The organism is Aquirufa avitistagni, from assembly GCF_042715545.1.
Lineage (GTDB): Bacteria > Bacteroidota > Bacteroidia > Cytophagales > Spirosomataceae > Aquirufa > Aquirufa avitistagni.
Genome location: NZ_JBBKXZ010000001.1, coordinates 1,076,948 through 1,100,464, shown reverse-complemented (window position 1 = coordinate 1,100,464; position 23,517 = coordinate 1,076,948). Strand labels below are relative to the sequence as shown.

Below are 23,517 nucleotides of genomic sequence, written 5' to 3'. Positions count from 1 at the left end.
TAAACGTTTATTTTTCTGTTTTCAATAAAAACTTCCGTCTAATTTGATTGAGTTTGAATTTCTTTTGCTCCGTAAAACTAGCTGCATGTACTTGTTCGAACATACTTTTCCAGGTAGAATATGTGTGAGCTTCTTGTGCAGCGAAGCTTACCTCATTAATATTTTTTGAAACCAAATATTCGCTAAACGTCATTTTTTTGCCAATTATGGTGGTAACGCAATAAGAAAAGAAAGGCGATAATAGCTAAAATTCCGCTCATTAGAAACGGTAAAGGTATATTATTCGTCATGCCTTGATAAACTTGTCCAGCAAAAATGGCTCCTAGGCCAATGCCCAATTCCAAGGCAATATACATCGTGGCCATGGCACGACCCATGTGGTTTTTGTTGGCTAAATCCGTCGTCCATGCGGCTAGGGTAGGCGTATTGAATCCCCAAGCAAAGCCGAATAAGATCGCTGAACAAATTACAGTAAGTGGGCTTGGCAATATAATCATTAAGAACATGGAAGCCGCTAATACGAGTGTGGAATAAATTAAAACGGGTATACGGCCATATTTATCTGATGTTTTTGAAAAGAATATTCGGACAACAATCGATGCAATGGTATAAATTGTGAAATAGAGGCCTTTATTGTGCCAACCAATCAGTTTGGTGACGTCTGGCATAATGGTGACAACAACCCCAGATGAGAATGAAACAAAGAGCATGATCCAAAATACGGGAACAATACTTGGTTCAAAAACGTCATTCCAACCGATTTTAAATAGTTTAAATGTAAATTTAGATTTCATTGATTTCGGTAACGTTTCCTTCATCCGCATCAAAATCAATATGGATAGGAGTGCGAACAGTGAAGAAATCCAAAACATTTCCCGAAGGCCTATTTCACTCGCTAGGTAACTCCCAATGGCCGGGCCCATCGACATACCCGTGGCTGTAAATATGCCTAATCCCCCTTGTGCTTCTCCACGACGATTTTCTGGAATGATATCAGCCACATAAGCGGCCGTCGCCGTTGGTTTTGTGCCTGTGGACATTCCATGTAAAAAGCGCAAAAATAGAAATCCTTGAACGGTATGAATGATTGGATAAAGTCCCCCGCAAAGAAAGCAAACCAGCGACCCAAAGGCCATGACAGGTACTCGGCCGATATGATCCGTAAGCTTCCCAGAGAACGGTCGGCTTATTCCAGCTGTCAACGTAAACAATGCGATGGTATATCCGATATATTCTTTTCCACCGAGACTAGCTAAATAATCTGGCAATTCGGGAATAATCATCGAAAAGCTTGCCGAAAACAAGAAATTACTAAGGCAAAGTAGGGCAAAATTTAGGGTATAAATCGAACTGGGTTTTTCCATTAAATTTCATCGATTATAGCCTTCGTCTCTTTTTTATTCATGCCCATCAAGAAGGCAGGAAGTAAAATTAAATTACAAATCATGGCCATCAGCAAGGTAATCGATACAAGAATCCCTAATGCTTGTGTCCCCTTGAATGTGGATGCCGTAAAAATAAAAAATCCAAAAAAGAGAATCATCGCTGTGTAAAACATGGATACACCCGTTTTTTGTATCGTTATCTGAACTGCCTTAGCGACGTTATTTGAATTTTTTAGCCATTCTTCTTTATAGCGCGTTAAAAAGTAAATGGTGCCATCACTCGAAATCCCGAATGCAATCGAGAATATCAAAATGGTACTTGGCTTCAATGCGATATGAAAGAAGCCCATTAATCCAGCGGTAATAATCAATGGAATTAAGGAAGGTACCGTTGAGATAACCACCATTTTCCAACTCCGAAACAAAAGTGCCATCAGAATACAAATAAGTATGATGGCTGTAATCGTACTTTCAATTAGGTTTGTCTGTAAATAGGCTGTTTGAAACGCATAAATCACTGAATTTCCCGTGATTTTGGCGTCGTAAACACGCGAATCAGAAGCGGGTAATATTTCCCCTGACTCACTATCGGTGCGAAAGATTGAGTCAATTTTAGGCTGTAATGCATCGTATATTTTTTGAGTCTTTACGGTGCCTACATCAGCCATCTGAAAGCTAATTCGGGTAAAACGTTTGTCTTGGTCTAAGAATCCAGCAAACATATTTTGCTTTCCCGCTAAGCTGCCTTGGAAGTCCTTTAATTTTGAAAGTTCATCGATCCCTGGTAATGTGAAATATTTAGGATCACCCCCACGATATACTTGGTAGAGGTATTTGGTTGCTGTCAACAAAGATAATCCTTGCGTAAACTCAGGGTGTTGGCCCACAACCTTCTCGGTGCGTTTGATTTTGGATAATATTTCTGGAGAAAGTGCTCGGCCTGACTCATGGGCATCGATCGAGATTTCAAATGGCATGACGCCTTTGAAATGTTTTTCGATAAATTTCAAATCCGTGTAGATCGCGTTTTCCCGAGGTAAGTCGTCGACAATATAACCCACCGCCTCAATTTTGCTAAGACCGTACATTGAAATGACGAGTAAAACACCGATGATACTGTAAATGATTTTGCGTCTTTGAAAAACCCAAAACTCCACGCGCGTCAGAAATTTATTAATTCGTTTACTTTCAAAGTGAGCTAAATCCTTTGGCTTGGGAGGTGCTAAATAGCTGAAAAATATAGGTATTAACAGCAGGGATAAAAGGAACGTAAACATGACATTCAAGGATGCTACAACTCCAAATTCAACGAGCAAGGCTGAACCGGTAAACGCAAAAACCCCAAATCCGATGGAAGTAGTAATGTTCGCTAAAAACAACGTACGGCCCACGGTCGCAGCACTCGTTTGCAATGACGCTTCCTTATTGTTTGTTTCCGCGTATGTTTCATGGTACTTATTTAACAGAAATATGACATTAGGTACCCCAATAACGACAATAAGCGGTGGAATTAGTCCGGATAAAAGCGTGATTTTAAATCCAAAAAGTACAATTGTAGCTAGCGAAGCGATGATGCCAATCAAGATGACAATCAGGGCAAAAAATACGACTTTAAGTGATCTGAAGAAGTAATATAGAATGAGCGATGTAACTGCGATAGCTAACAACAGAAACAGCACTAATTCGTTTGTGACCTGAGACGTATATTCCGTGCGGATAAATGGCATTCCCGAATAGTACAGCTGATTTTTTGTTTTAGCTGAATAGTTTTCACCAAGGGATTTGATTTTTTTAACGAGTGAAATTCTATTTTTATTATTGATGGTCTTTTGATCAAGTGTAATCAACATCAAATGAACCCGGAGGTCTTCTGTGAAAAGGAAATTTCGATAAATCGGTAATTTGTTGATTTTGGATTTTACTGAATCTAATTCAGCTTGCGAGCTATTTGCTGATCCCGCATACAGTGGTCTTGTTTTAAAGATTTTTCTTGTTGTGTCTAAATAGACTTCGGGAAGATTGGGCAATGCCAACATGGACTTGATACCTGCCTCTTTTTTGATTTCGGTAAACAAGCTATTCCATGCATCAAACTCAGCTGGTTTAAACAAATTTGGATTCTCCAATCCGATGACCATCACATTGCCATCTTCGCCATATTTCTTCTTGAATGATTCGTACAACTGAAATTGTTCGTTCGATTGCGGAAGAATTTTGGCTAATTCATAGCTAAGCTGTATTTGACTAGCGGTGTAGGCTAACCAAATAGTTGCCAAAAACAAGGTGGCTAAAATGGCAATTTTGAATTTCAAGATTTGAACCCCAATCCAATTCCATGTCTTATTCATGCGTGTCTACTTTTAAGATTTCGGCTAAGGCTAAATCTTCGGGCGTTGTAATTTTTAGGTTGGCATAATGACCCTCCACCAAATGAATTCGTTCTCCTGCATGTTCAATCACACTGGCATCATCTGTAAAATGAGGGCTATAGCCTTTGGAAAATGCATTTTTTAGGGAATCAAGACTAAATATTTGTGGCGTTTGAATGATGCGAACATCCGTACGATTGACAGCTAAATATGCTTTTTGTGATTCATCCCACAGGCGCACCGAGTCTTTAGATGGCACGGCCACAACGGCATTTCCGTGTATTTCTGCTTCCGAAAAAGCACGCTGGATTGTTTGTTGGTCAATCAACGGGCGAACACCATCGTGAATAGCCACTAGGCAATTTACCTGCTCGTTGATTGCTTGAATGCCATGCAGACTAGAATGAAAACGAGTTTCACCACCAGCAACTAATCGATGGGGTGTTTGTGTATGAATTTCAGGGAATTCGATTGCTAGTTTTTCCCAATAATCAAACTGATTTTCAGGCAAAACAAGAATAAGTTCGATCTCGGGAATAGCCTCTTTGAATGCGGCTAAGGTATGAAAGAGAATGGGTTTATTTTGAAGCAGTAAAAATTGCTTCGGTATCGACATATTCATGCGCTGTCCGGTACCTCCCGCAACTATTATTGCTATTTTCTTCAAAATAAACCCATTAATAATTAAATAATTAACATTACGTCACCATAACTGAAGAAGCGATATTTCTCCTTAATGGCTTGTTGGTACGCATCCTGCACCAAATCATATCCTCCAAATGCACAAGACATCATATACAAGATAGACTCAGGTAAATGGAAGTTGGTCAATAGTGCCGTAGGGATTTTAAACTCGTATGGAGGGAAGATAAATTTATCTGTCCAAGAATCAATCGGTTTTAAATGACCGCTCGCTGAAACAGATGATTCCAAGGCTTTCATTACCGTAGTTCCTACTGCCAATACATGTTTTTTGTTATCAATGGCTTGATTGACATAATCACAAGTATCTTGATTAATCATAAAGTGTTCAGAATCTGTTTTATGTTTTGTCAAGTCTTCTACGTCAACTTGTCTGAACGTTCCCAATCCGATATGCAAGGTTAGTGGTGTGAATTGTGCACCATTTAACTCCATGCGCTTCATGATGATTTTGGAGAAGTGAAGTCCTGCAGTAGGGGCAGCAACAGCTCCCACATGCTCCGCATAAATAGTCTGAAAACGATCACGATCATCTTCCGTGGCGGGACGCTTTAATCTAATTTCATCTGGTAGCGGAGTTTCACCTAATTCATGAATAGCTGCCATCAGGGCATCATGATCTCCATCATATAAAAAACGAATGGTACGTCCACGAGATGTTGTATTATCAATCACCTCTGCAACTAAATCAGAATCGCCAAAATACAACTTATTACCTACGCGGATTTTACGAGCTGGGTCAACTAAAACATCCCATAAACGGTGTTCACGATTTAATTCACGCAACAAGAACACCTCGATTTGTGCACCTGTTTTCTCTTTGTTGCCATAAAGACGCGCAGGAAAAACTTTTGTATTGTTGGTAACTAATACATCTCCATCTCCAAAATAATCAACGATATCGGTGAATTTTTTATGCTCAATGGTTTTTTCCTTTCGGTTTATCACCATCATACGCGCATCTTCGCGATTTTCAGCGGGATTTAATGCAATTAAACTTTGGGGTAAATCAAATCTGAATTCAGATAATTTCATTCTGATGGGGTTTGAAATGAATTTATGTTTCCATTAACCTAAGTAAATGGGGCATAAAATTTGCAATTTTACAAATATACACTTTTGAAGGGGGGCTTGTCAAGGTATATTTTAAACAATTTGAAATTAGTCAGGTTTTAACCCTTTAGCTACGAATACGACATGCAAGAAGTTTCAATATTTTGGTTTAGACGAGATTTACGGATTGAGGACAATCATGGCTTGTGGGCCGCTTTACGTGGTGACCAACCCGTTTTACCCGTATTTATTTTTGATACGGATATATTAAGTCGCTTACCAGATACTTCTGATGGTCGTGTTGAATTCATTCATCAAGCTATTTCGAAATTGAAATTAGCTATTCAGGCAAGGGGAGGAGATTTATGTGTTTTGCATGCTAAACCGCTCGATGCATTTAAAGAACTTTCAACCCGTTTCAAGATAGCCGCTATTCATTGCAATGCGGATTATGAAAAGTATGGTTGCGTGCGAGATGAATCGATTCGCGCTTGGGCAGATGCCAATCAAATTGATTTTTACAGCTATAAAGATCAAGTCGTCTTTGAAAAGAGTGAGGTATTAAGTGGCCAAGGAACACCATATACGGTATTTACGCCATATTCGCGTAAATGGAAGGAGCAATTACGCATACAACCTATTCAGCAATTTCCTTCTGAAACGATTGAGCATTATGCGCCAGGATCGTTTGAATTACCTTCTTTAGCCTCATTGGGTTTTAGACCATCTGGATTAACATTCCCAGCTGCGCAGGTAGCTGATACTTTGATTCAACATTATGGCGAGAAGCGTGATTTTCCTGCATTACCCGGAACAAGTCGTTTATCTGTTCACTTGCGTTTCGGTACTATTTCTATTCGGAGCTTGGTCTTGCAGGCCGTAGGAAAATCAGAAGTATGGTTGAATGAATTGATTTGGCGCGATTTTTATTTCAACATTTTGCATCATTTTTCGCACGTATCCGAAGGGCATGCGTTTCGCAAAGAATATGATCGTATGGATTGGCGCAACAATGAGACCGAATTTGAAGCTTGGAAGCAAGGCCAAACTGGTTACCCCATCGTAGATGCTGGCATGCGTGAGTTAAATGCGACCGGTTTTATGCACAATCGTGTGCGTATGATTGTGGCCAGTTTTTTAGTCAAACATTTATTGATTGATTGGCGCTGGGGAGAAGCCTACTTTGCAGCCAAATTACTTGATTTCGATTTTGCAGCAAATAATGGAGGTTGGCAATGGGCAGCAGGGTCTGGTTGTGATGCCGCGCCGTATTTTCGCGTATTTAATCCCGCCTTACAAACGAAAAAATTCGATGGAGAATTGACATACATTCGGCATTGGGTCCCTGAGTTTCAGGAATTGACTTATCCTCAACCGATCGTAAATCATGAATTTGCCCGGGAACGTGTTTTAGCCGCCTATAAGAAAGCGTTAGCTAAGGTTTAGTAGACATTTTTACCAGCAATGGAGTAATTGGTTAAATCAATTGTCAGAAAGCCAATTTTCAAATTTACTTCCATTTTAAAAGGTACCTGATAGGAGTCATTGGTTATCCAAAGTTGAATGGCATCCTCTTCTTTAAACAACTTGTTTTTGGGCAACACCAATGTGGTACGGATGCAATTTTTCTTTCCCCAAGGTCCTTCGATTTTTTCGAATCCTTTAACAATGAACCAAATCTCGTAGATACTTCCGTCGACTAATATTTTCGCCTTTTGTTTTTGGCCAATTTTCATTTCGCCCAACGGCTTATCGCGCAAGAAAAAGTAGCCGCCAATTAAATCAAGTGTGCTTGACTCGATAGGAAAATTTTTAAGTGTAGGCGTGTTTTGCGGCGAACTTATTTTGGCATTCAAGTTGGCATGATCAAAAATTACCGTTTCTTCCTTCCGGTAACGCCCTTCCTTTTTGCGCATCTCCGTTTTGAGGGGAAGGTGTGTTTCGGTATCTAGGTAGGCCGACCAGTAATCGATGACGGGTGAGATTACATGCAGAATGCCAACAGTCTTTCCGGTTATGTCTATTTTTCGGGTTTGTCGGCCGTTTATTTGTTGGGTTTGCCCTTGAGTATGAATTGTTGCTTCTGCCGCATCAATAAATCCGAGGTGTATGCGGTATTTTAATAGTTCATTGGCCAGAATACTCGAATTTTCTTGTCCAAAACAAGTTGAGCTCATTGCCAAGAACATGATAATGATGGGTGTGTTTTTTTTTAAAAAAGGCGGAATAATGGGCAAGAAGATTGTTTTAAAAGGTGCGATTTTATTTCCCTTGAGAATATCAATTTAATTATTTTTTCATTACGTGGTATTTCCTATTTTTGTTAGGATTTACATGAAAGACATTCAATCTACAAGGAACACTCAAAATTATCAATAATTATAACATGGCAAAACAATCGGATGGCGCACTAGGCCTAGCAGCAGAAAAATTAAAGGCACTGCAGACCACTTTGGAAAAATTAGATAAGGCTTACGGAAAAGGGACTGTGATGCGTTTGTCAGATAGTAAAGTTATGGATGTTCCTGTAATATCAACAGGCTCTCTAGGGCTAGATTTAGCGTTAGGTATAGGTGGTGTTCCGCGTGGTCGTGTTGTTGAGATTTATGGACCTGAGTCTTCTGGTAAAACTACACTAACCATGCATTGCATTGCAGAAGCTCAAAAAGCAGGTGGATTAGCAGCATTTATTGACGCAGAACATGCTTTTGATCGCTCTTATGCTGAAAAATTGGGTATTGATACGGAAAACTTATTGATTTCGCAGCCTGATAATGGTGAGCAAGCGTTAGAAATTGCAGAACATTTAATTAGTTCAGGTGCCATTGATATTATTGTTATTGACTCAGTAGCGGCCTTGGTTCCTAAAGCTGAAATTGAAGGTGAAATGGGAGATTCTAAAATGGGTCTTCAAGCACGTTTGATGTCGCAGGCTTTACGTAAATTGACTGGTACCATTAACAAAACAGGATGTTGCTGTATTTTCATTAACCAGTTACGTGATAAGATTGGTGTGATGTTTGGAAGTCCAGAAACAACCACCGGTGGTAATGCATTGAAATTCTATGCTTCCGTTCGTTTGGATATCCGCAGAGCGGGACAAATTAAAGAAAGTGCAGACTCAATTACGGGTAATCGTACGCGCGTTAAGGTGGTTAAAAATAAGATGGCACCTCCATTTAAAGTAGTTGAGTTCGACATCATGTATGGTGAAGGAATTTCAAAGGCAGGTGAGGTGTTAGATCTTGGTGTTGATCTAGGTGTTGTAGACAAGTCAGGTTCTTGGTTCTCTTACAACGGGAATCGCTTAGGTCAAGGGCGTGATGCCGTGAAAGATTTAATTAAGGATAATCCAGAATTGATGGAGGAGCTTGAGCAAAAGATTAAGGAGAAAGTCAAAGGCGATGAGACGGCTTTGTTAGATAAAGAAGCTATTGCAGAATAGTTGATCTACTTCATGTGTATAAAAAAAGAGGCGAAAGCCTCTTTTTTAGTTTAATGCGAGATTAAATCGATTAAACAGTTTTTTGACTGTCTTTTCTACACTTTTATCTGATTCGATTGCTTCAGATATAGATTGAACCGCATGAATGACCGTGCTGTGGTCCCGACCACCAAAATGATAGCCAATGGACTTTAAAGGTAGGTTTGTTAGCTCTTTCAGCATATACATGGCTACTTGTCTAGGAAATACATTTTCTTTCTTTCTGCATTTACCTTTCAACGTCAACATATCCACATCGAAATGGGTCGTAACGGCTTCTAAGATATTGTCTACACTTAGTTCTTTTTCTTGGTCGTTAACAATCGATTTTAGGGTGGATTTAGCTAATTCTAAATCTATCTCTTTTCGTGTTAATGAAGCTTGGGCCATTAATGAAATAATGACGCCTTCAAGTTCACGCACATTAGTTTGAATAGAATGTGCCAGGTATTCCAACACGTCAAAATTGATTTGAATACCATCATCTTGTAATTTCTTTTGAATAATGGCAATTCGTGTTTCAAAATCGGGTTGCTGTAGATCCGCTGTTAAACCCCATTTAAATCGGCTTAACAAGCGATCTTCCATCCCAGCCAAATCACGTGGAGCACGATCTGAGGAAAGAATAATCTGTTTGCCTGATTGATGTAAATGGTTGAAAATATTGAAGAATGTTTCTTGCGTTTTTTCTTTACCAGATAAAAACTGCACATCATCGATAATCAAGACATCTACTTGAAGGTAAAAATTAGTAAAGGTTTCGATTGAGTTATTGCGAATCGCATTTACAAATTGATTTGTGAACTTTTCAGTTGATACATACAAAACAAATTTCTCAGGAAACTCTTCTTTAATCTGATTTCCGATTGCCTGAATTAAGTGCGTTTTACCTAAACCTACACCACCATAAATCATAAGTGGATTAAAGGATGTTAAGCCTGGTTTATTGGCCACAGCCATTCCAGCCGCTCTTCCTAAGCGATTGCAATCACCTTCAATGAATTTATCAAATGTATATTTCGGAATTAAATAGGAGTCTAATTCTAACGAATCTAAGTCTTTAAACTGAAATGGATTTCTTGCAGGAGCCTGTTGAACAGTTTGCTGCTGCATGTGATTACTGTTGCTTGACGGTAGGGTAGGTAAATTAAATGTAATCGGAGGATTTTTACGATCACCTTTGTCTACCACTATAGAGTATTCCAGCATCCCTCTTTTACCGATTGTGTGATCAATTGCTTTTCGCAAAACAGCCACATAGTTTTCTTCCAACCACTCATAAAAGAATTGAGAAGGAACTTGAATCGTTAAGGTATTATTTTGGAATTTCAGCGGAACGATTGGAGCAAACCAAGTTGAAAAACTTTGGCTAGAAACATCCTCTCGGATAATTTCCAAACATTTTAGCCATAAGTCTTTTACTTCAGATTGCATGTACTTGTTACGCGTTTTTAGAGACAATAATTTCTTTCCATTGCTTTGTCAGTTGCCTTCCTAAGCGATGTGTTATTTATAATTTTAACCGTGTGGTTTATTTACTACGAAAAACGTAATCGTTTTCTTTAGCGGGGAGACAAAAATAGTAAAATTCGGGGGTCTTCCAAATTTCAAAAAATAAATAAATGTTGTTTTTGCCTGAATAAAAATGGCTAAAAATTTGGAACTAAAAAATGTCCAATAATAGGAGCGCTCAGTGGCTTTTTTCCTTCAAAAAATTAAATAAAAAAAAATACATTTTTTTTGAATAAAAAACGTATTTGAATCGAGTGATATGCTAAATTCTTGAATAAAATAAATGATAACTAATTGATTATTAGTTATTTATATTAAAATTTATTTAAATGTATCTTAAACAACAATTTTTAAATTTTTTGAATGAATATTTATTTTAATGTATTCATCGGTAGTGCGTAGGCTTTCACCATCTAAGTGAAAAGCGGTGCCTGTTGGCACCTTAAATTCGATTGTATATGTGCTAGATACACGAACAAGTGGGTGCTTGTGTATGTTTTTCAGAAATAGACTAATTCCAAGTTTACTTAATTGCCACAAATTCCCTTTTTTGATTTTAACTACTTCAAATTGAGCGTCTTGTACGTCAGAAAAAGGAGAAATATAGGCGTTGTTTCCATATTGATTTGCATTTGCTATAGTTAGCGAGAAAAGTTCTTCTGGCTGATCATCTCCCATTGATAATTGAATCGTATGAAATGATCTTAGCGTTTGGAAAGTTGCGCGGATGTAATTTAGTAGTCCTCGGCCATTTCCGTTTGCAAAGGTATGGGCAACTTCTGCATCAAATCCAATTCCTGCGGTGCAGAAGAATGGTCGGCCATTCCACATTAAGGTATCTATGGATATTTCAGTGCCATTTATGGCTCGATACATTGCTTGATTGAAATTGATCGGGAGGCCCAAATGCCTGGCGAGGCCATTGCCAGAACCAACGGGGATGATTCCCATGGCTATTTTTGTGCCCAATATGCTTGAGCCTATTTCATTCACAGTTCCATCTCCACCTACTGCAATGATGCGTGACACTTTACTTTCAGCTAGTAGTTTTTGAATTAGTTCGCGTGCATGCCCAGGGTACTCAGTCATGTAGAGTTGACTATTGGGAATCTTTTGTAATTTTTCCACAATCCCCGCTCGATATCTATTACTTTTGCTTCCAGAATTGGGATTAACTATAAAACAGATCATGTTTCTTGGTTTGAATGCAAAGTTACCCGCATTTTGTCAAATTTAATAGTTAGGCGATGATCCATTTAGGCGCAAGTTTCGAAATTGAGTTTTCTTTTACCCAAGAGCAGGTAAATGAGTTTTGTAAGATATCGGGTGATTTTAACCCATTACATTGGGATGAAGATTTTGCTGCCACTACGCCATTTAAGAAACCCATTATTCATGGGGCTTTAATTGCTAGTGTTTTTTCAAAGGTGATGGGTATGGATTTCCCAGGTTCGGGAAGTGTTTATCTCAAACAAGTGTCCGAATTTAAACGCCCATTGTATGTAGGCCAAACTTATCGTGCCTTTTTCCAAGTGGCTTCTATAAATGACTTAAAACATACCGCAGAGATAACTACGCAAGTATTTGAATTAGAACGCGGAAAATTGATGGTCGATGGAATCGCATCCGTCATGCACCCAACGTTATTTTAAGACATAAAAAAAGCTCGAAAATATCGAGCTTTTTTTATACACGCTAAAGTAAAATTACTTTGAAGCGTTTTTTTGGTTTTGTACTTCAGTACGAATTTCTTGTGCTAAAGTTTTCAATTGTTGTAAACCACCACGTACGCGAGTACCAGCTGCTTGATTTCCTTTGTCATAGAATTTTTCGAAATCTGATTCTAATGATAATACTAGGTCTTTAACTTGTGCAAATCTGCTCATAATAAGTTGAATTTTGGTTGTAAAAAAAATAGATTGTCTTTATTCGCTGTTTGAAGCGCTTATAAGGCGAAATTTAGTGAAAAATGTATATCCTGCAAATTATTCTGCTTAAAAAACCCAAAAAAAAGTTAAAAAAGTGAAAAAAATGCGTAAAGTTTATCAATTACTTGTTTAAATCACGATAATAACCTGCTTGAAGCCTTTTTTGGACCTCTGCAAAACATGTAGTCGTGTAGGTAATATCAGCTAGCGTATGCGATGACGTAGGAATAATGCGCAACATGATTTGTCCCTTAGGAACAACTGGATAAACTACAATTGAACAAAAGATTCCCATGTTTTCCCTTAGGTCGCGTACTAATGATGTTACGGCAGCAATATCATAATCTCCATGTAAAAATACAGGGGTTACAGGTGAAGTAGTTTCACCAATGTCAAACCCTTTTTCGATCAGACCTTTTTGAAGTGCGCGTACATTAGCCCACAACTGCTCACGAAGCTCTGGGTGCTTTTTAATTAGCTCCAAGCGCTTCATTCCACCAATAACGTAAGGCATAGGAAGTGCCTTTGCATAGGTTTGAGAACGCATATTGTATTTAAGATACATGATAATGTCTTTTGGCGCAGCCACGAATCCACCAATGGCAGCCATTGATTTAGCAAAAGTGGAGAAATATAAATCAATACCTTCGGTACAATTTAAATGCTCACCTACTCCACGGCCATTAGCACCCATCGTACCAAATCCATGGGCATCGTCAACTAATAAACGGAAATTGTAATCTGATTTAAGTTCAACAATTTTATCGAGTGAACCAACCTTGCCCGACATACCAAATACGCCTTCCGTGATCACTAAAATACCTCCACCTGTTTCCTGGGTGCGTTTAGTAGCTCGATCTAAGTTTTTACGCAATGAATCCATATCATTGTGATTGAACTTATAATAGTCACCCATTTTAGCTTTATGTAAACGAATACCATCGATAATACACGCGTGTGACTCTGCATCATATACGATAATATCTCGGTGGTCTACCATGCACTCAATGACTGACATAATTCCCTGATATCCATAGTTAAGTAAGAAGGAATCTTCTTTACCTACAAATTCAGCTAACTGACGTTCAAATTCCTCATGCGCATCCGTATTTCCCGACATCATTCGAGCACCCATCGGATAGGCTAAACCATATTGTGCTGCAGCATCTGCATCTGCTTTTCTAACCTCAGGATGATTAGCTAAACCTAAGTAGTTATTTAACGACCAGTTTAACATTTCTTTGCCCATGAAGGTCATTCGTGGACCTAATTCCCCAGTTAATTTTGGGAAAGAAAAATAATGATGTGAATAATGTGCATGAGCGCCGATTGGCCCCATATTATTGACTACTTTTTCGAAAATATCCACGTTAACTAATCGTTTTATTTGAAGTATTGAGTTATAGCCACAAAGGTAAATTATATTTTTCTTTTCTCGGCATTCCTGAATTAACCAAATTTGTATTTTTCTATCTAATTTTATGGCTTTCAACAGTTCTTTAGTCCCCAACTTTCTATGCGGCTTAAATTTATTTTTCTTTTCCTAGCTGGTTTTACTGTTTTTGCCCAACAAACACAGAAGCCATTAGTTGAATCTACAAACGGTATGGTGGTTTCTACCCACCCAGCTGCCAGTGAAATTGGTCTTCAAATATTGCAAAAGGGAGGTAATGCCATCGACGCTGCCGTTGCCGTAAATTTTGCTTTAGCTGTATCTCATCCAGCTGCCGGTAACATAGGTGGGGGAGGATTTTTGGTATACCGTACGGCCAAGGGTAAAGCCTATACATTAGACTACCGCGAAAAAGCACCCCTAAAGGCTAGTCGGGATATGTATTTAGATTCAGCTGGAAATGTTATTCCAGGTAAAAGTTTAATTGGCATTTTCTCTGCAGGTGTTCCGGGTACCGTGAATGGCATGGTGGAAATGCATCGTAAGTTCGGCCGATTATCCTGGTCTGAAGTAGTACAACCTGCCGTCGATTTAGCTGCGAATGGACTTGAATTAACAGAAAAAGAGGCCCGTGGTTTAAATCGTAATCGCGCAGATTTTATTAAAGAAAATCCAGGTAAATCATATCTAATTTCATCTGATGGACAAGAATTTGCTAAAGGACAAATCTTAAAACAACCAGATTTAGCTCAAACATTGGCCAGAATCGCTCAATCAAAGAACAAAGGTTTTTATGCGGGTCCAACTGCCGACATGATTGTCGAGGAGATGCGTAAGCAAAACGGGTTAATTACACACAAAGATTTACGCAAATATCGTGCAGTGTGGAGAAAGCCTTTAGTATCCAATTATAAACAATACCGAATCATCGGTATGCCACCTCCCTCGAGCGGTGGAGTGGCTTTGGCGCAATTAATGAAAATGATGGAGCCTTTTCCATTATCGAGATGGGGCGTAACCTCTGATTCAACTTTACAAGTTATGATTGAGGCTGAACGGCGTGTATATGCGGATCGAGCGTCCTGGTTAGGTGATCCGGATTTCGTCAAAGTTCCTGTGGCTGAATTAATGGATTCATCCTACGTAACTACACGTTTGCAATCGATGGATTTTGCGAAAGCTACGCCAAGTGCAGATATTAAAGCAGGTGTATTTGCTGGTTATGAAAGTCCAGAAACAACGCATTACTCCATCGTAGATAAAGAAGGAAATGCTGTTTCCATCACCACCACACTTAATAATTCATACGGAAGTAAAGTGTTTGTTGGCGGAGCCGGATTTCTTTTAAATGACGAAATGGATGATTTTAGCTCCAAACCAGGAGTCCCCAATGTTTTTGGCCTAGTAGGTTCTAAAGCAAATGAAATCCAACCAGAAAAACGCATGCTGTCAAGTATGACACCGACCATCATTGAATCCAATGGAAAATTAAAGATGGTTGTGGGTACACCAGGTGGGTCAACCATTATAACGAGTGTTTTTCAAGTGGTTTTGAACACCCTAGAGATGGGCATGAACATGCAACAAGCGGTGGAATATCCCCGTTTTCATCACCAATGGCTACCTGATGCTACGCGCTTTGAGGCGAATAGATTATCCAATGACCAATTGAATCGCTTGGGTTCAAAAGGTTATGTATTTACTCCATCAGGAGGGATTGGCCTAGTGGAAGGAATTTTAATCCTCCCGAATGGACGTTTACAAGGAGGTGCAGATTCACGCGGAGATGATACCGTCAAAGCTTATTGAAAAAGCTTGGCAACCATAAAGGCCGCTGCTGCCGCTGCCGCTCCAATCGATGTTACTTTTAATGAGCCAATAACTGGATTTTGTCCGGTTATTTTGCTTTTAAAGTATCCGAAGACTAATAAAGCTAAAATGGTTACTGCGGCTGAATATTTCAATCCGTCTACGGGATGCGTTACATAGAAGTAAGGGATTAAAGGGATGAAGCCACCAATAATATAGGATATTCCGATTGTTAAGGCTGAATTACGTGCCCGATTGGGATGTGGCCGTTCTAAGCCTAATTCAAATCGCATCATGAAATCGACCCACTTATCTTTGTCTTTTGAAATTGCTTCTACCACGATATCTTGTGCCTCTGGACTTAAACCATAATCCTCGAATACTTCTCTGATTTCATCTTTTTCACGTTCAGGTACGCGTTCCACCTCTTCATATTCCCGCTTTAATTCAGCCTCATAATGTTCCTGCTCAGTTTGTCCAGCTAAATAACCACCCAAACCCATCGCTATGGAACCTGCTACAATTTCAGCTACACCTGCAGTGGTAACAATAGCTGCGGAGTCCACCGCGCCTGATAATCCTGCCGCCAGGGCAAAAGGCACTGTCAATCCATCTGACATGCCTATGACAATATCAGTAATGAAATCTGAACTTTTTAAATGTTTTTCGTGCAAATGGTGGTCATGTCCGTGCATATGCTTATTTGATTCCGTGCATCATTCGTTTAAGTGGCCCAGCAGCCAGGATATATAATAAAATGGCAGCTGCACCCGCTAGCGATACGAACACCATGAAAAACTCATATAAATTGTGGATTTCAAATCCAAGGAAACTTGGAATTTGTGCCCCAGGTTCGATGGATGGTAATAGCGCTCCTAATGTTCCAGCTAAGGCATATCCAGCAGCATTGGCAATAAACCACACACCCATTAATAAGGATGAAAAGCGTTTGGGGGCCAACTTCGCTACCAGCGAAAGTCCAATAGGCGATAGGCAAAGTTCACCCATCGTATGGAATAAGTACATGCAGAATAACCAAGCAACGCCTAATTTTTGAGTGCCCAAATCTTTTACTTGGGTAGCAATGATGAAATATCCTGTGGCTAATAATAAAAGGCCTATCGATTGCTTGGCCGGAGAATTAGGTTCGATGCCGCGCTTTTGAAGCCAGGTCCAAAACCAACTAAACGGAAAGGCCAACAATACAATAAAGATCGAATTTGCATTTTGAACCGAACTAGGGGGCAATTCGATGCCCAAGAAATGCAAATCTGTTTGTTGGTCCGCAATAAAAGTCAGCGATGATCCTGCTTGCTCAAATGCCGACCAGAAAAACATGACAAAAAAAGCAATAATATAAAGCACCCAAATCCGGTCGCGCTCCACTTTATTCAAGGTTTTGTCTGTCATAATTAAAAATGCCAAACTCAGTCCTGATGCATAAATGATTGGATAAATCCAGTCTTTAATCGGGTTTGCCTCTGCCGTGGCAATAAATGAATGGAATACATACACAAGAACAAGAAATATGAAAACAGCAATCCCGATAGATTGATTCGAAAATTCCGCTTTTTCAGATTCCTTAGTTTTATCCTGTATGGCATTAAAGTTCGGTTTAAGGCCAACAGCCTCACCAGAGGGAGAAACGATGAACTTGTTTTTTAGGATATAGAAGGAAATAGTTCCGATCATCATGGCAGCACCTGCCGCTAAAAAGCCCCATTTGAAAGCTTCTACCACACGAATTCCATCTACTTTAACATCTCCCACCCACGGGCAAATCAACATTCCCAAGAATGCACCGGTATTGATACCCATGTAAAAAATGGTAAAGGCTGCATCTAGTTTATTGTCACCTTTGGCATATAACTGACCTACCATCGAAGAGATGTTTGGCTTAAAAAAGCCATTGCCTATAATCAGGAAAAATAGGCCTGACCACATAAGAATATTGGCTAGTGGTAAATTACCAGCATAGGTGCTTGCAGATCCAAAGAGGAATAATTGGCCCAAAGCCATCACAAAACCACCAAAAATGATGCAATTTCGATTGCCCCAATAGCGATCAGAAATGTATCCCCCAAACATGGGAGTGAGGTAACTTAATCCGAGAAAACCACCATATAAGATAGAGGCCTCGTTTTGTTTAAATGCCAATGCGCTAACTAAGAAAAGAGATAAAATGGCGCGCATGCCATAAAAATTGAATCTTTCCCACATTTCAGTGGTAAAAAGTACATAGAGTCCTTTCGGATGCGCTGTAGAATTTTGTGTCATATAATAGGTTGTTGATAATCTCCCGGCAAGTTAAAATAGTTTGATTGAATCTCTCTAAACTAAACTGATAAAATTTGCAGATTGAACGAATCAATTTTGAAAAAAGATGTGAAACCTTTTTCGTAATATTGTTGGTTCAAATCGTTAACTAGAAAATGTTTCATGGGTAAGATTATCGCGATTGCAAATCAAAAGGGTGGAGTGGGCAAGACGACCACAGCGATTAATTTGGCTGCGAGTCTAGCTGCCCTCGAATTTAAAACACTTTTAATCGATGCGGATCCTCAGGCTAATTCTACATCTGGTCTAGGATTTAACCCAAAAGAAGTCACGCGCAGTATCTACGAATGTATGGTAGGCATTGCTGCCGTAGGCGAAAGTATTCTTGCAACTGAAGTACCTTTTCTCGATATAATTCCTTCGCACATTGATTTAGTAGGTGCCGAAATCGAAATGATTAACCTGAAAAATAGAGAAGGTAAAATGAAGGATGCATTAGCATCGATTAAAGATGATTATGATTTTATCATAATGGACTGTTCTCCTTCCTTGGGTTTAATCACCATAAATAGCCTTACGGCGGCAGATTCTGTCATTATTCCCGTTCAATGCGAATATTATGCCTTGGAAGGTTTGGGTAAACTTTTGAATACAATTAAGATCATTCAGTCTCGATTGAATCCACAATTAGTCATCGAAGGAATCTTGTTAACTATGTATGACTTGCGTTTGCGCCTGTCTAATCAAGTCGTGAACGAAGTAAATTCCCACTTTAAAAATATGGTATTTGAGACAATCATTCCGCGGAATATTCGTTTGTCAGAATCACCTAGTTTCGGTATTCCTGCTATTTTGCATGATGCAGATAGCAAAGGATCAATCAGTTATTTAAATTTAGCGAAGGAAATTATTCGTAAGAATGGCTTACTTCAAACGGTATAAGTTGTAGTATATGAGCAAGCAGGAGCAAAATAAAAAGCGCACAGGTTTAGGTCGTGGTTTAGGGGCTTTATTAGAAGATTCCGAAAATCTTCAAAGTTCTGCTAGTCAATCTGGCTCGCTCATGGGCGGATTAGATGGAGTTAATTTAATGGAAGAAATTCCATTGGCTTATATTGAAACAAATCCATACCAGCCGCGTGAGTATTTTGAGCAGGCGGCCTTGGAAGATTTAGCTGAATCCATTCGTGTTCACGGTATCATTCAACCAATTACTGTTCGGAAAACTGGTGCACGGAGTTATCAACTAATTTCAGGTGAACGCAGATTGCAAGCTTCGAAATTGGCTGATTTATCGCGTATTCCTGCGTATGTACGTACGGCAGATGACCAACAAATGATTGAAATGGCGCTGATAGAGAATATTCAGCGTGAAAATTTAAATGCCATTGAAATCGCTTTATCATATAAGCGCTTAATGGAAGAGTGTCAGTTAAAGCAAGAAGATTTAGGTGCGCGTGTAGGTAAGAATAGGTCCACGGTAACGAATTACATGCGTTTATTGAAATTGCCGGTGCACATTCAATTAGCCATCCGGGAGAATAAGATTTCCATGGGGCATGCGCGTTGTTTAATTTCATTGGAGAATCCGACACTTCAGCAACAATTATTTTCCAAAACAATCGCGGAGGAATGGTCTGTTCGTAAATTGGAAGATGCCGTTCGTCAGTCAGCCGCAGGTAAAGTAGATGCGAACCCACAGGTCAGTAAGGCGGTAAATGCCGAAGAATTACGTTCGTGGCAGCGCCAATTAACCGATCATTTCAAACTGCCCGTTTCATTAAAAATGGATGATTCAGGAAAAGGAGAAGTGAAGTTGTTGATCAAATCTGCAGCGGATTTGAAGCGCTTATTGGAATCTATCCAGTCCTAAATTTATGCGCTACCTTGTTTTTTTTCTTGTAGTATGGCTAGGCATGTCGATCGATTTGCGCGCAATCCCTGTGGATTCAGTAGCGCAAAAGGACTCGGTTGTCGCTAAGCCAGTTCACAAGATTATTCCACGTGTTGCAACCATTAGATCCCTCATTTTTCCAGGTTTAGGTCAAGCATACAATCGTCAATATTGGAAATTGCCTTTAGTTGCCGGGGCGTTTGTTACGCTGGGGGTGATTGCCAACTACAATCAGGAGCGTTACCAGAAGTATAGAGCTTTTTATTACATCGTTTCCCCGCGGGCAGATGATCCCAAATATATTCCGCCTAGTACGGTTTCCGTAGTTTATGAAGATGGTTTGGCGCGTGATTTAGATGTCAATCAGTTGAAGCGAATTAATGACGGATTTCGTCGAAATCGAGATTATACTTATATTGGCATGGTTGTGGCTTGGGCATTTAATGTGATTGATGCGAATGTAAGTGCACATTTAAAGACTTTTGATGTCTCAGATGATATTAGTTTACGGGTAAAGCCTATCCTTGATTTTGACCCTTTGTCAAAAGGTTTGGTATCACGAGTGACTTTATCTCTTAATTTTAAAAAATGAATGCTATGCGAATTGTCCTAATTGGATATGGAAAGATGGGAAAGGAGATTGAGCGCTTAGCGCTTGGTCGCGGTCATACCATTGTTGCGCGAATCGATGTTGACAATGCTCATGAGTTAGCCAATTTAACTTCGCAAGAGGCAGATGTAGCGATTGAGTTTTCAAATCCAGCTTCTGCATTCACGAATATTTTGACATGTATCAAAAAGCAAATCCCAGTGGTTTGTGGGACAACCGGTTGGCTCGAAAAGAAAAGTGAAATAGAACAAGCCACTGCTGCACACGATGCAACTTTTTTTTATGCATCTAATTACTCCATTGGGGTAAATTTGTTTTTTCAATTGAATCGTACCTTGGCCAAATTAATGGCGCCACACCAAGCATACGATATCTACACGAATGAAATACATCATTTAGAAAAAAAGGATTCGCCTTCGGGTACGGCCATTACGCTGGCAGAAGGCATCATCGATGCGTATGCTGAACGTACCAAATGGGTAAATAACGAAATTCCACAACCCAATGAAGTGCCTATTTGGTCGCAACGGGAATCCACAATTCCAGGTACGCATACCGTGAAATATATTTCTAAAGTCGATCAAATCGAGATTACACACGAAGCGTTTAGTCGGGAAGGGTTTGCCTTAGGAGCCGTCATTGCTGCTGAGTGGATTCAGGGTAAAAAAGGCATTTTGGGCATGGAAGATATGTTGAAATAAGTACGCCTACATTCATTGATTTAAATTTATACACGAGACATGAAGTCACCAGAAACAAAAAAACCAACAAACAAATCTGCTTTTAGAGAGTGGTTGGATTCCGTTATGTTTGCCGTAGTTGCCGCTACGTTAATTCGTTTTTTCTTATTTGAAGCCTATACAATTCCCACTCCATCGATGGAGAGTTCTTTGATGGTGGGTGATTTCTTATTTGTAAGTAAAATGCATTACGGTGTTCGTACGCCAAAAACGCCTTTGCAGTTGCCTTTAACACATCAAAAAATTTGGTTCACCAACTTACCCTCGTATTTACGTTGGATTGAATTACCTGTATATCGTTTACCAGGTTTTACAGATGTGAAGAAAGGGGATGCAGTTGTATTTAATGCGCCTAATTTTGAAGAAGATGGAGATGCTCCCTTAGACTTGCGTACGTTTTATGTAAAACGTTGCGTAGGTACACCAGGTGATGTATTGGAGGTGAGGGACCAACAAGTTATCGTGAATGGTAAGCCAATGGATAACCCAGAACGTATGCAGCATCCGGTTTTCATGAAAACAAAGGAAAATTTAGACGAGGCGTTTTTTGATACCTATGGTATTCGAAATTCCCCAGATGCAAGTTATGATTCTGCAGATTGGTTGCCATTAGCTGACTCTTCTAATCAGTTAGTTGGCTATAAATTAAACACCTCTAAGAAGCATATCGACGAAATCAAAGCGTTGCCTTGGGCGAAATCATTTGATTTTGATTCATTTAAAGATCCTAAAGGAGTCACATTTATTGATATGTTTCCGCATGATACCGTGCAGTTTAAGTTTAATCGTGACTGGTTTGGTCCGATTAAAATTCCAGCTAAAGGAATGACGGTTACCTTAGATTCCAAGAATGTGGCTTTTTATCAAGAGGCTATTCGTACCTATGAAGGTAATTCAGGTATTGAGTTGCAAGGCGGTAAATTGATTCAAGATGGTCAAGTTTTGAAAACCTATACTTTCAAGCAAAACTATTACTTCATGATGGGAGATAATCGCCACAATTCAGCTGATTCACGTTTTTGGGGATTTGTTCCTTCTGAAAACATCGTAGGTAAAGCGGTTTTTGTTTGGATGTCGCTAGATCCGAATAAAGGTTTATTCTCTGGAAAGATTCGCTGGAGTCGAATTTTCAGATTCGTCGACTAAGTAAAAAGGCTTCCCGAGGGAAGCCTTTTTTGATTACAATACCTTGAGAACAAATCCCTTCAAGTAATTACTTTCTGGGTGGAAAAGATTGATGGGATGATCTGGTCCCTGGGTCATTTGATGGATGACTTGAATTTCACGGCCAACGGCGATTCCGGCGGCGACAAGCATATTATAGAACAACTCGCGGGTAATCACTTGTGAACAAGAATAGGTAAATAGTAAGCCGTTCTTCTTGATTTTACGTAGCGCAAGCTCATTGATTTTTTGATATCCTTGTAATGCTTTATGTTTTGCATTCATAGATTTCGCAAATGCGGGAGGATCTAACACAATGATGTCAAAGTCGGTTTCACAGTTTCTTAAATAGGGGAGTGTTTCTCCTACGATTGCTTCGTGACTTTTGGTTTCCATTTTGTTCAAACGGATGTTCTCATGAACTAAATCAATGGCTTTGGCAGAGGCATCTAAGGAAACAACTGAATTTGCACCCGCTTGCAAGGCGTATAATGAAAAACCTCCTGAGTAGCAGAACGTATTTAATATGTCTTTTTCTGCTGCATAATGTGCTAATAGTTTCCGATTGTCTCGTTGGTCTAAGAAAAAGCCTGTTTTCTGACCCGTAATCCAGTTAATGGAGAATGAGATGCCATTTTCTTGTACCGTATAGGGAACTTTTACTTCTCCGTGAACAAATGCATTCGTACAGTTTTGTGCGTATTCTGTAGGTAATGTCTCACGTGATTTATCATAAATGGCCTTTACCTTTTTACCTAAGGTTTTTAAGATAGCAGCGACAATTTCATCGCGATCCCGATGCATACCGATGGTGTGCGCTTGAAATACAATGACGTCTTTGTAGAGATCCATAATTAAGCCCGGGCAGCCATCTCCTTCGCCATGAATCAAACGAAAAGCGTTTGTTTTGGGCAAATTCAACAATAAGCGCAGGTCCCAGGCATTTTGGATGCGGTTTTCCCAAAAGGCTGATTTATCGCTGATGGGCTCAAATGAGCAGATTTTAACTGCAATACTTCCATGGTGAAAGTGCCCCGTTCCTAAAAATTCATCGCGAGACGAAAGTACATTAACCCAATCCCCATCTTGTAAATTTGGACTTTGTTTTTGAATGGCTCCTGAAAATACCCAGGGATGAAATCGTTTAACAGGGGCGTCTTTGCCAGCTTTGAGTTGAATGAATTTTTCTGTCATGCT

At 39.5% G+C, this 23,517-nt stretch carries 22 protein-coding genes; 9 read left to right on the top strand and 13 right to left on the bottom strand.

The genetic code is table 11. The annotated features are described in order from the left end of the window. Window positions 1–7: 7 nt before the first annotated feature. From U0R10_RS04800 to queA, 5 genes are read right to left on the bottom strand one after another with little or no spacing between them, the layout of a single operon-like run. Entirely contained in the window at window positions 8–193 is a 186-nt protein-coding gene (locus tag U0R10_RS04800) for a hypothetical protein (RefSeq protein WP_377982810.1), read from the bottom strand. After that, the gene (locus U0R10_RS04795; protein WP_377982809.1) at window positions 183–1,364 is read right to left on the bottom strand and encodes an MFS transporter; all 1,182 of its coding nucleotides are present in this window, start codon (window positions 1,362–1,364) and stop codon (window positions 183–185) included. Before U0R10_RS04795 ends, U0R10_RS04800 begins: the two co-directional genes overlap by 11 nt. Beyond that, window positions 1,364–3,733, bottom strand: a complete 2,370-nt coding sequence (locus U0R10_RS04790) for an efflux RND transporter permease subunit (protein ID WP_377982808.1) — start codon at window positions 3,731–3,733, stop codon at window positions 1,364–1,366. The genes U0R10_RS04795 and U0R10_RS04790 overlap by 1 nt, the downstream gene beginning before the upstream one ends. After that, entirely contained in the window at window positions 3,726–4,421 is a 696-nt protein-coding gene (locus U0R10_RS04785) for a 2-C-methyl-D-erythritol 4-phosphate cytidylyltransferase (protein WP_377982807.1), read from the bottom strand. Before U0R10_RS04785 ends, U0R10_RS04790 begins: the two co-directional genes overlap by 8 nt. A 17-nt stretch (window positions 4,422–4,438) precedes the next feature. Then, entirely contained in the window at window positions 4,439–5,491 is a 1,053-nt protein-coding gene (gene queA / locus U0R10_RS04780) for a tRNA preQ1(34) S-adenosylmethionine ribosyltransferase-isomerase QueA (RefSeq protein ID WP_377982806.1), read from the bottom strand. Between the two features lie 162 nt (window positions 5,492–5,653). Between queA and U0R10_RS04775 the strand changes: the two genes are divergently transcribed. Further along, window positions 5,654–6,955 (top strand): cryptochrome/photolyase family protein, encoded by a 1,302-nt coding sequence (locus tag U0R10_RS04775; RefSeq protein WP_377982805.1) that lies wholly within the window; start codon window positions 5,654–5,656, stop codon window positions 6,953–6,955. Here U0R10_RS04775 and U0R10_RS04770 read toward each other — a convergent pair. Then, window positions 6,952–7,686, bottom strand: a complete 735-nt coding sequence (locus U0R10_RS04770) for a DUF3108 domain-containing protein (protein WP_377982804.1) — start codon at window positions 7,684–7,686, stop codon at window positions 6,952–6,954. The two genes, U0R10_RS04775 and U0R10_RS04770, sit on opposite strands and share 4 nt — an antisense overlap. 209 nt (window positions 7,687–7,895) lie before the next feature. Here U0R10_RS04770 and recA point away from each other — a divergent pair, with 209 nt between their 5' ends. After that, window positions 7,896–8,954: a recombinase RecA gene (recA, locus tag U0R10_RS04765; RefSeq protein WP_377982803.1), complete on the top strand. Its 1,059-nt coding sequence runs from the start codon at window positions 7,896–7,898 to the stop codon at window positions 8,952–8,954. 45 nt (window positions 8,955–8,999) lie between these two features. Here recA and dnaA read toward each other — a convergent pair whose 3' ends face one another. Continuing rightward, entirely contained in the window at window positions 9,000–10,427 is a 1,428-nt protein-coding gene (gene dnaA / locus U0R10_RS04760) for a chromosomal replication initiator protein DnaA (RefSeq protein WP_377982802.1), read from the bottom strand. Between the two features lie 414 nt (window positions 10,428–10,841). Beyond that, window positions 10,842–11,696, bottom strand: a complete 855-nt coding sequence (locus U0R10_RS04755) for a diacylglycerol/lipid kinase family protein (protein WP_377982801.1) — start codon at window positions 11,694–11,696, stop codon at window positions 10,842–10,844. A gap of 56 nt (window positions 11,697–11,752) precedes the next feature. On the opposite strand from U0R10_RS04755, the gene U0R10_RS04750 reads away from it, so the two are divergent. Further along, complete coding sequence (locus U0R10_RS04750) at window positions 11,753–12,157, top strand: MaoC family dehydratase (protein WP_377982800.1); 405 nt, start codon at window positions 11,753–11,755, stop codon at window positions 12,155–12,157. A 54-nt stretch (window positions 12,158–12,211) separates the two neighbouring features. Here the strand turns inward: U0R10_RS04750 and U0R10_RS04745 are convergent, their stop codons facing one another. Both U0R10_RS04745 and U0R10_RS04740 read right to left on the bottom strand, forming a co-directional pair. Then, on the bottom strand, window positions 12,212–12,391 hold the full coding sequence (locus tag U0R10_RS04745; protein WP_377982799.1) for a histone H1: 180 nt from the start codon (window positions 12,389–12,391) through the stop codon (window positions 12,212–12,214). Window positions 12,392–12,554: 163 nt separating this feature from the next. Then, window positions 12,555–13,802 (bottom strand): aminotransferase class I/II-fold pyridoxal phosphate-dependent enzyme, encoded by a 1,248-nt coding sequence (locus tag U0R10_RS04740; protein WP_377982798.1) that lies wholly within the window; start codon window positions 13,800–13,802, stop codon window positions 12,555–12,557. 147 nt (window positions 13,803–13,949) lie between these two features. Here U0R10_RS04740 and ggt point away from each other — a divergent pair, with 147 nt between their 5' ends. Further along, a complete protein-coding gene (gene ggt / locus U0R10_RS04735; RefSeq protein WP_377982797.1) occupies window positions 13,950–15,635 on the top strand; it encodes a gamma-glutamyltransferase in 1,686 nt (561 codons plus the stop codon). Here the strand turns inward: ggt and U0R10_RS04730 are convergent. Next, a complete protein-coding gene (locus U0R10_RS04730) occupies window positions 15,629–16,330 on the bottom strand; it encodes a VIT1/CCC1 transporter family protein (protein WP_377982796.1) in 702 nt (233 codons plus the stop codon). The genes ggt and U0R10_RS04730 overlap by 7 nt on opposite strands. Window positions 16,331–16,334: 4 nt before the next feature. Then, window positions 16,335–17,912 (bottom strand): peptide MFS transporter, encoded by a 1,578-nt coding sequence (locus U0R10_RS04725; RefSeq protein ID WP_377982795.1) that lies wholly within the window; start codon window positions 17,910–17,912, stop codon window positions 16,335–16,337. Window positions 17,913–18,074: 162 nt separating this feature from the next. On the opposite strand from U0R10_RS04725, the gene U0R10_RS04720 reads away from it, so the two are divergent. From U0R10_RS04720 to lepB, 5 genes are read left to right on the top strand one after another with little or no spacing between them, the layout of a single operon-like run. After that, complete coding sequence (locus tag U0R10_RS04720) at window positions 18,075–18,854, top strand: ParA family protein (RefSeq protein ID WP_377982794.1); 780 nt, start codon at window positions 18,075–18,077, stop codon at window positions 18,852–18,854. Between the two features lie 10 nt (window positions 18,855–18,864). Beyond that, a complete protein-coding gene (locus U0R10_RS04715) occupies window positions 18,865–19,785 on the top strand; it encodes a ParB/RepB/Spo0J family partition protein (RefSeq protein ID WP_377982793.1) in 921 nt (306 codons plus the stop codon). Window positions 19,786–19,789: 4 nt separating this feature from the next. After that, window positions 19,790–20,398 (top strand): DUF5683 domain-containing protein, encoded by a 609-nt coding sequence (locus tag U0R10_RS04710; RefSeq protein ID WP_377982792.1) that lies wholly within the window; start codon window positions 19,790–19,792, stop codon window positions 20,396–20,398. A 5-nt stretch (window positions 20,399–20,403) separates the two neighbouring features. Continuing rightward, on the top strand, window positions 20,404–21,117 hold the full coding sequence (gene dapB / locus U0R10_RS04705) for a 4-hydroxy-tetrahydrodipicolinate reductase (protein WP_377982791.1): 714 nt from the start codon (window positions 20,404–20,406) through the stop codon (window positions 21,115–21,117). A 39-nt stretch (window positions 21,118–21,156) separates the two neighbouring features. Beyond that, window positions 21,157–22,302 (top strand): signal peptidase I, encoded by a 1,146-nt coding sequence (gene lepB, locus U0R10_RS04700; RefSeq protein ID WP_377982790.1) that lies wholly within the window; start codon window positions 21,157–21,159, stop codon window positions 22,300–22,302. Window positions 22,303–22,335: 33 nt separating this feature from the next. On the opposite strand, the gene U0R10_RS04695 is transcribed toward lepB, so the two are convergent. Beyond that, window positions 22,336–23,514 (bottom strand): class I SAM-dependent rRNA methyltransferase, encoded by a 1,179-nt coding sequence (locus U0R10_RS04695; protein WP_377982789.1) that lies wholly within the window; start codon window positions 23,512–23,514, stop codon window positions 22,336–22,338. Window positions 23,515–23,517 lie beyond the last annotated feature (3 nt).

Coding starts and splice junctions, on each gene's coding strand:
- U0R10_RS04795 (WP_377982809.1), bottom strand. CDS start 1,364: ATGGAAAAACCCAGTTCGATTTATACCCTAAATTTTGCCCTACTTTGC.
- U0R10_RS04720 (WP_377982794.1), top strand. CDS start 18,075: ATGGGTAAGATTATCGCGATTGCAAATCAAAAGGGTGGAGTGGGCAAG.
- U0R10_RS04710 (WP_377982792.1), top strand. CDS start 19,790: ATGCGCTACCTTGTTTTTTTTCTTGTAGTATGGCTAGGCATGTCGATC.
- dapB (WP_377982791.1), top strand. CDS start 20,404: ATGCGAATTGTCCTAATTGGATATGGAAAGATGGGAAAGGAGATTGAG.
- ggt (WP_377982797.1), top strand. CDS start 13,950: ATGCGGCTTAAATTTATTTTTCTTTTCCTAGCTGGTTTTACTGTTTTT.
- recA (WP_377982803.1), top strand. CDS start 7,896: ATGGCAAAACAATCGGATGGCGCACTAGGCCTAGCAGCAGAAAAATTA.
- U0R10_RS04770 (WP_377982804.1), bottom strand. CDS start 7,686: ATGAGCTCAACTTGTTTTGGACAAGAAAATTCGAGTATTCTGGCCAAT.
- lepB (WP_377982790.1), top strand. CDS start 21,157: ATGAAGTCACCAGAAACAAAAAAACCAACAAACAAATCTGCTTTTAGA.
- dnaA (WP_377982802.1), bottom strand. CDS start 10,427: ATGCAATCTGAAGTAAAAGACTTATGGCTAAAATGTTTGGAAATTATC.
- U0R10_RS04745 (WP_377982799.1), bottom strand. CDS start 12,391: ATGAGCAGATTTGCACAAGTTAAAGACCTAGTATTATCATTAGAATCA.
- U0R10_RS04775 (WP_377982805.1), top strand. CDS start 5,654: ATGCAAGAAGTTTCAATATTTTGGTTTAGACGAGATTTACGGATTGAG.
- U0R10_RS04715 (WP_377982793.1), top strand. CDS start 18,865: ATGAGCAAGCAGGAGCAAAATAAAAAGCGCACAGGTTTAGGTCGTGGT.
- U0R10_RS04730 (WP_377982796.1), bottom strand. CDS start 16,330: ATGCACGGACATGACCACCATTTGCACGAAAAACATTTAAAAAGTTCA.
- U0R10_RS04755 (WP_377982801.1), bottom strand. CDS start 11,696: ATGATCTGTTTTATAGTTAATCCCAATTCTGGAAGCAAAAGTAATAGA.
- U0R10_RS04750 (WP_377982800.1), top strand. CDS start 11,753: ATGATCCATTTAGGCGCAAGTTTCGAAATTGAGTTTTCTTTTACCCAA.
- U0R10_RS04790 (WP_377982808.1), bottom strand. CDS start 3,733: ATGAATAAGACATGGAATTGGATTGGGGTTCAAATCTTGAAATTCAAA.
- queA (WP_377982806.1), bottom strand. CDS start 5,491: ATGAAATTATCTGAATTCAGATTTGATTTACCCCAAAGTTTAATTGCA.
- U0R10_RS04695 (WP_377982789.1), bottom strand. CDS start 23,514: ATGACAGAAAAATTCATTCAACTCAAAGCTGGCAAAGACGCCCCTGTT.
- U0R10_RS04725 (WP_377982795.1), bottom strand. CDS start 17,912: ATGACACAAAATTCTACAGCGCATCCGAAAGGACTCTATGTACTTTTT.
- U0R10_RS04800 (WP_377982810.1), bottom strand. CDS start 193: ATGACGTTTAGCGAATATTTGGTTTCAAAAAATATTAATGAGGTAAGC.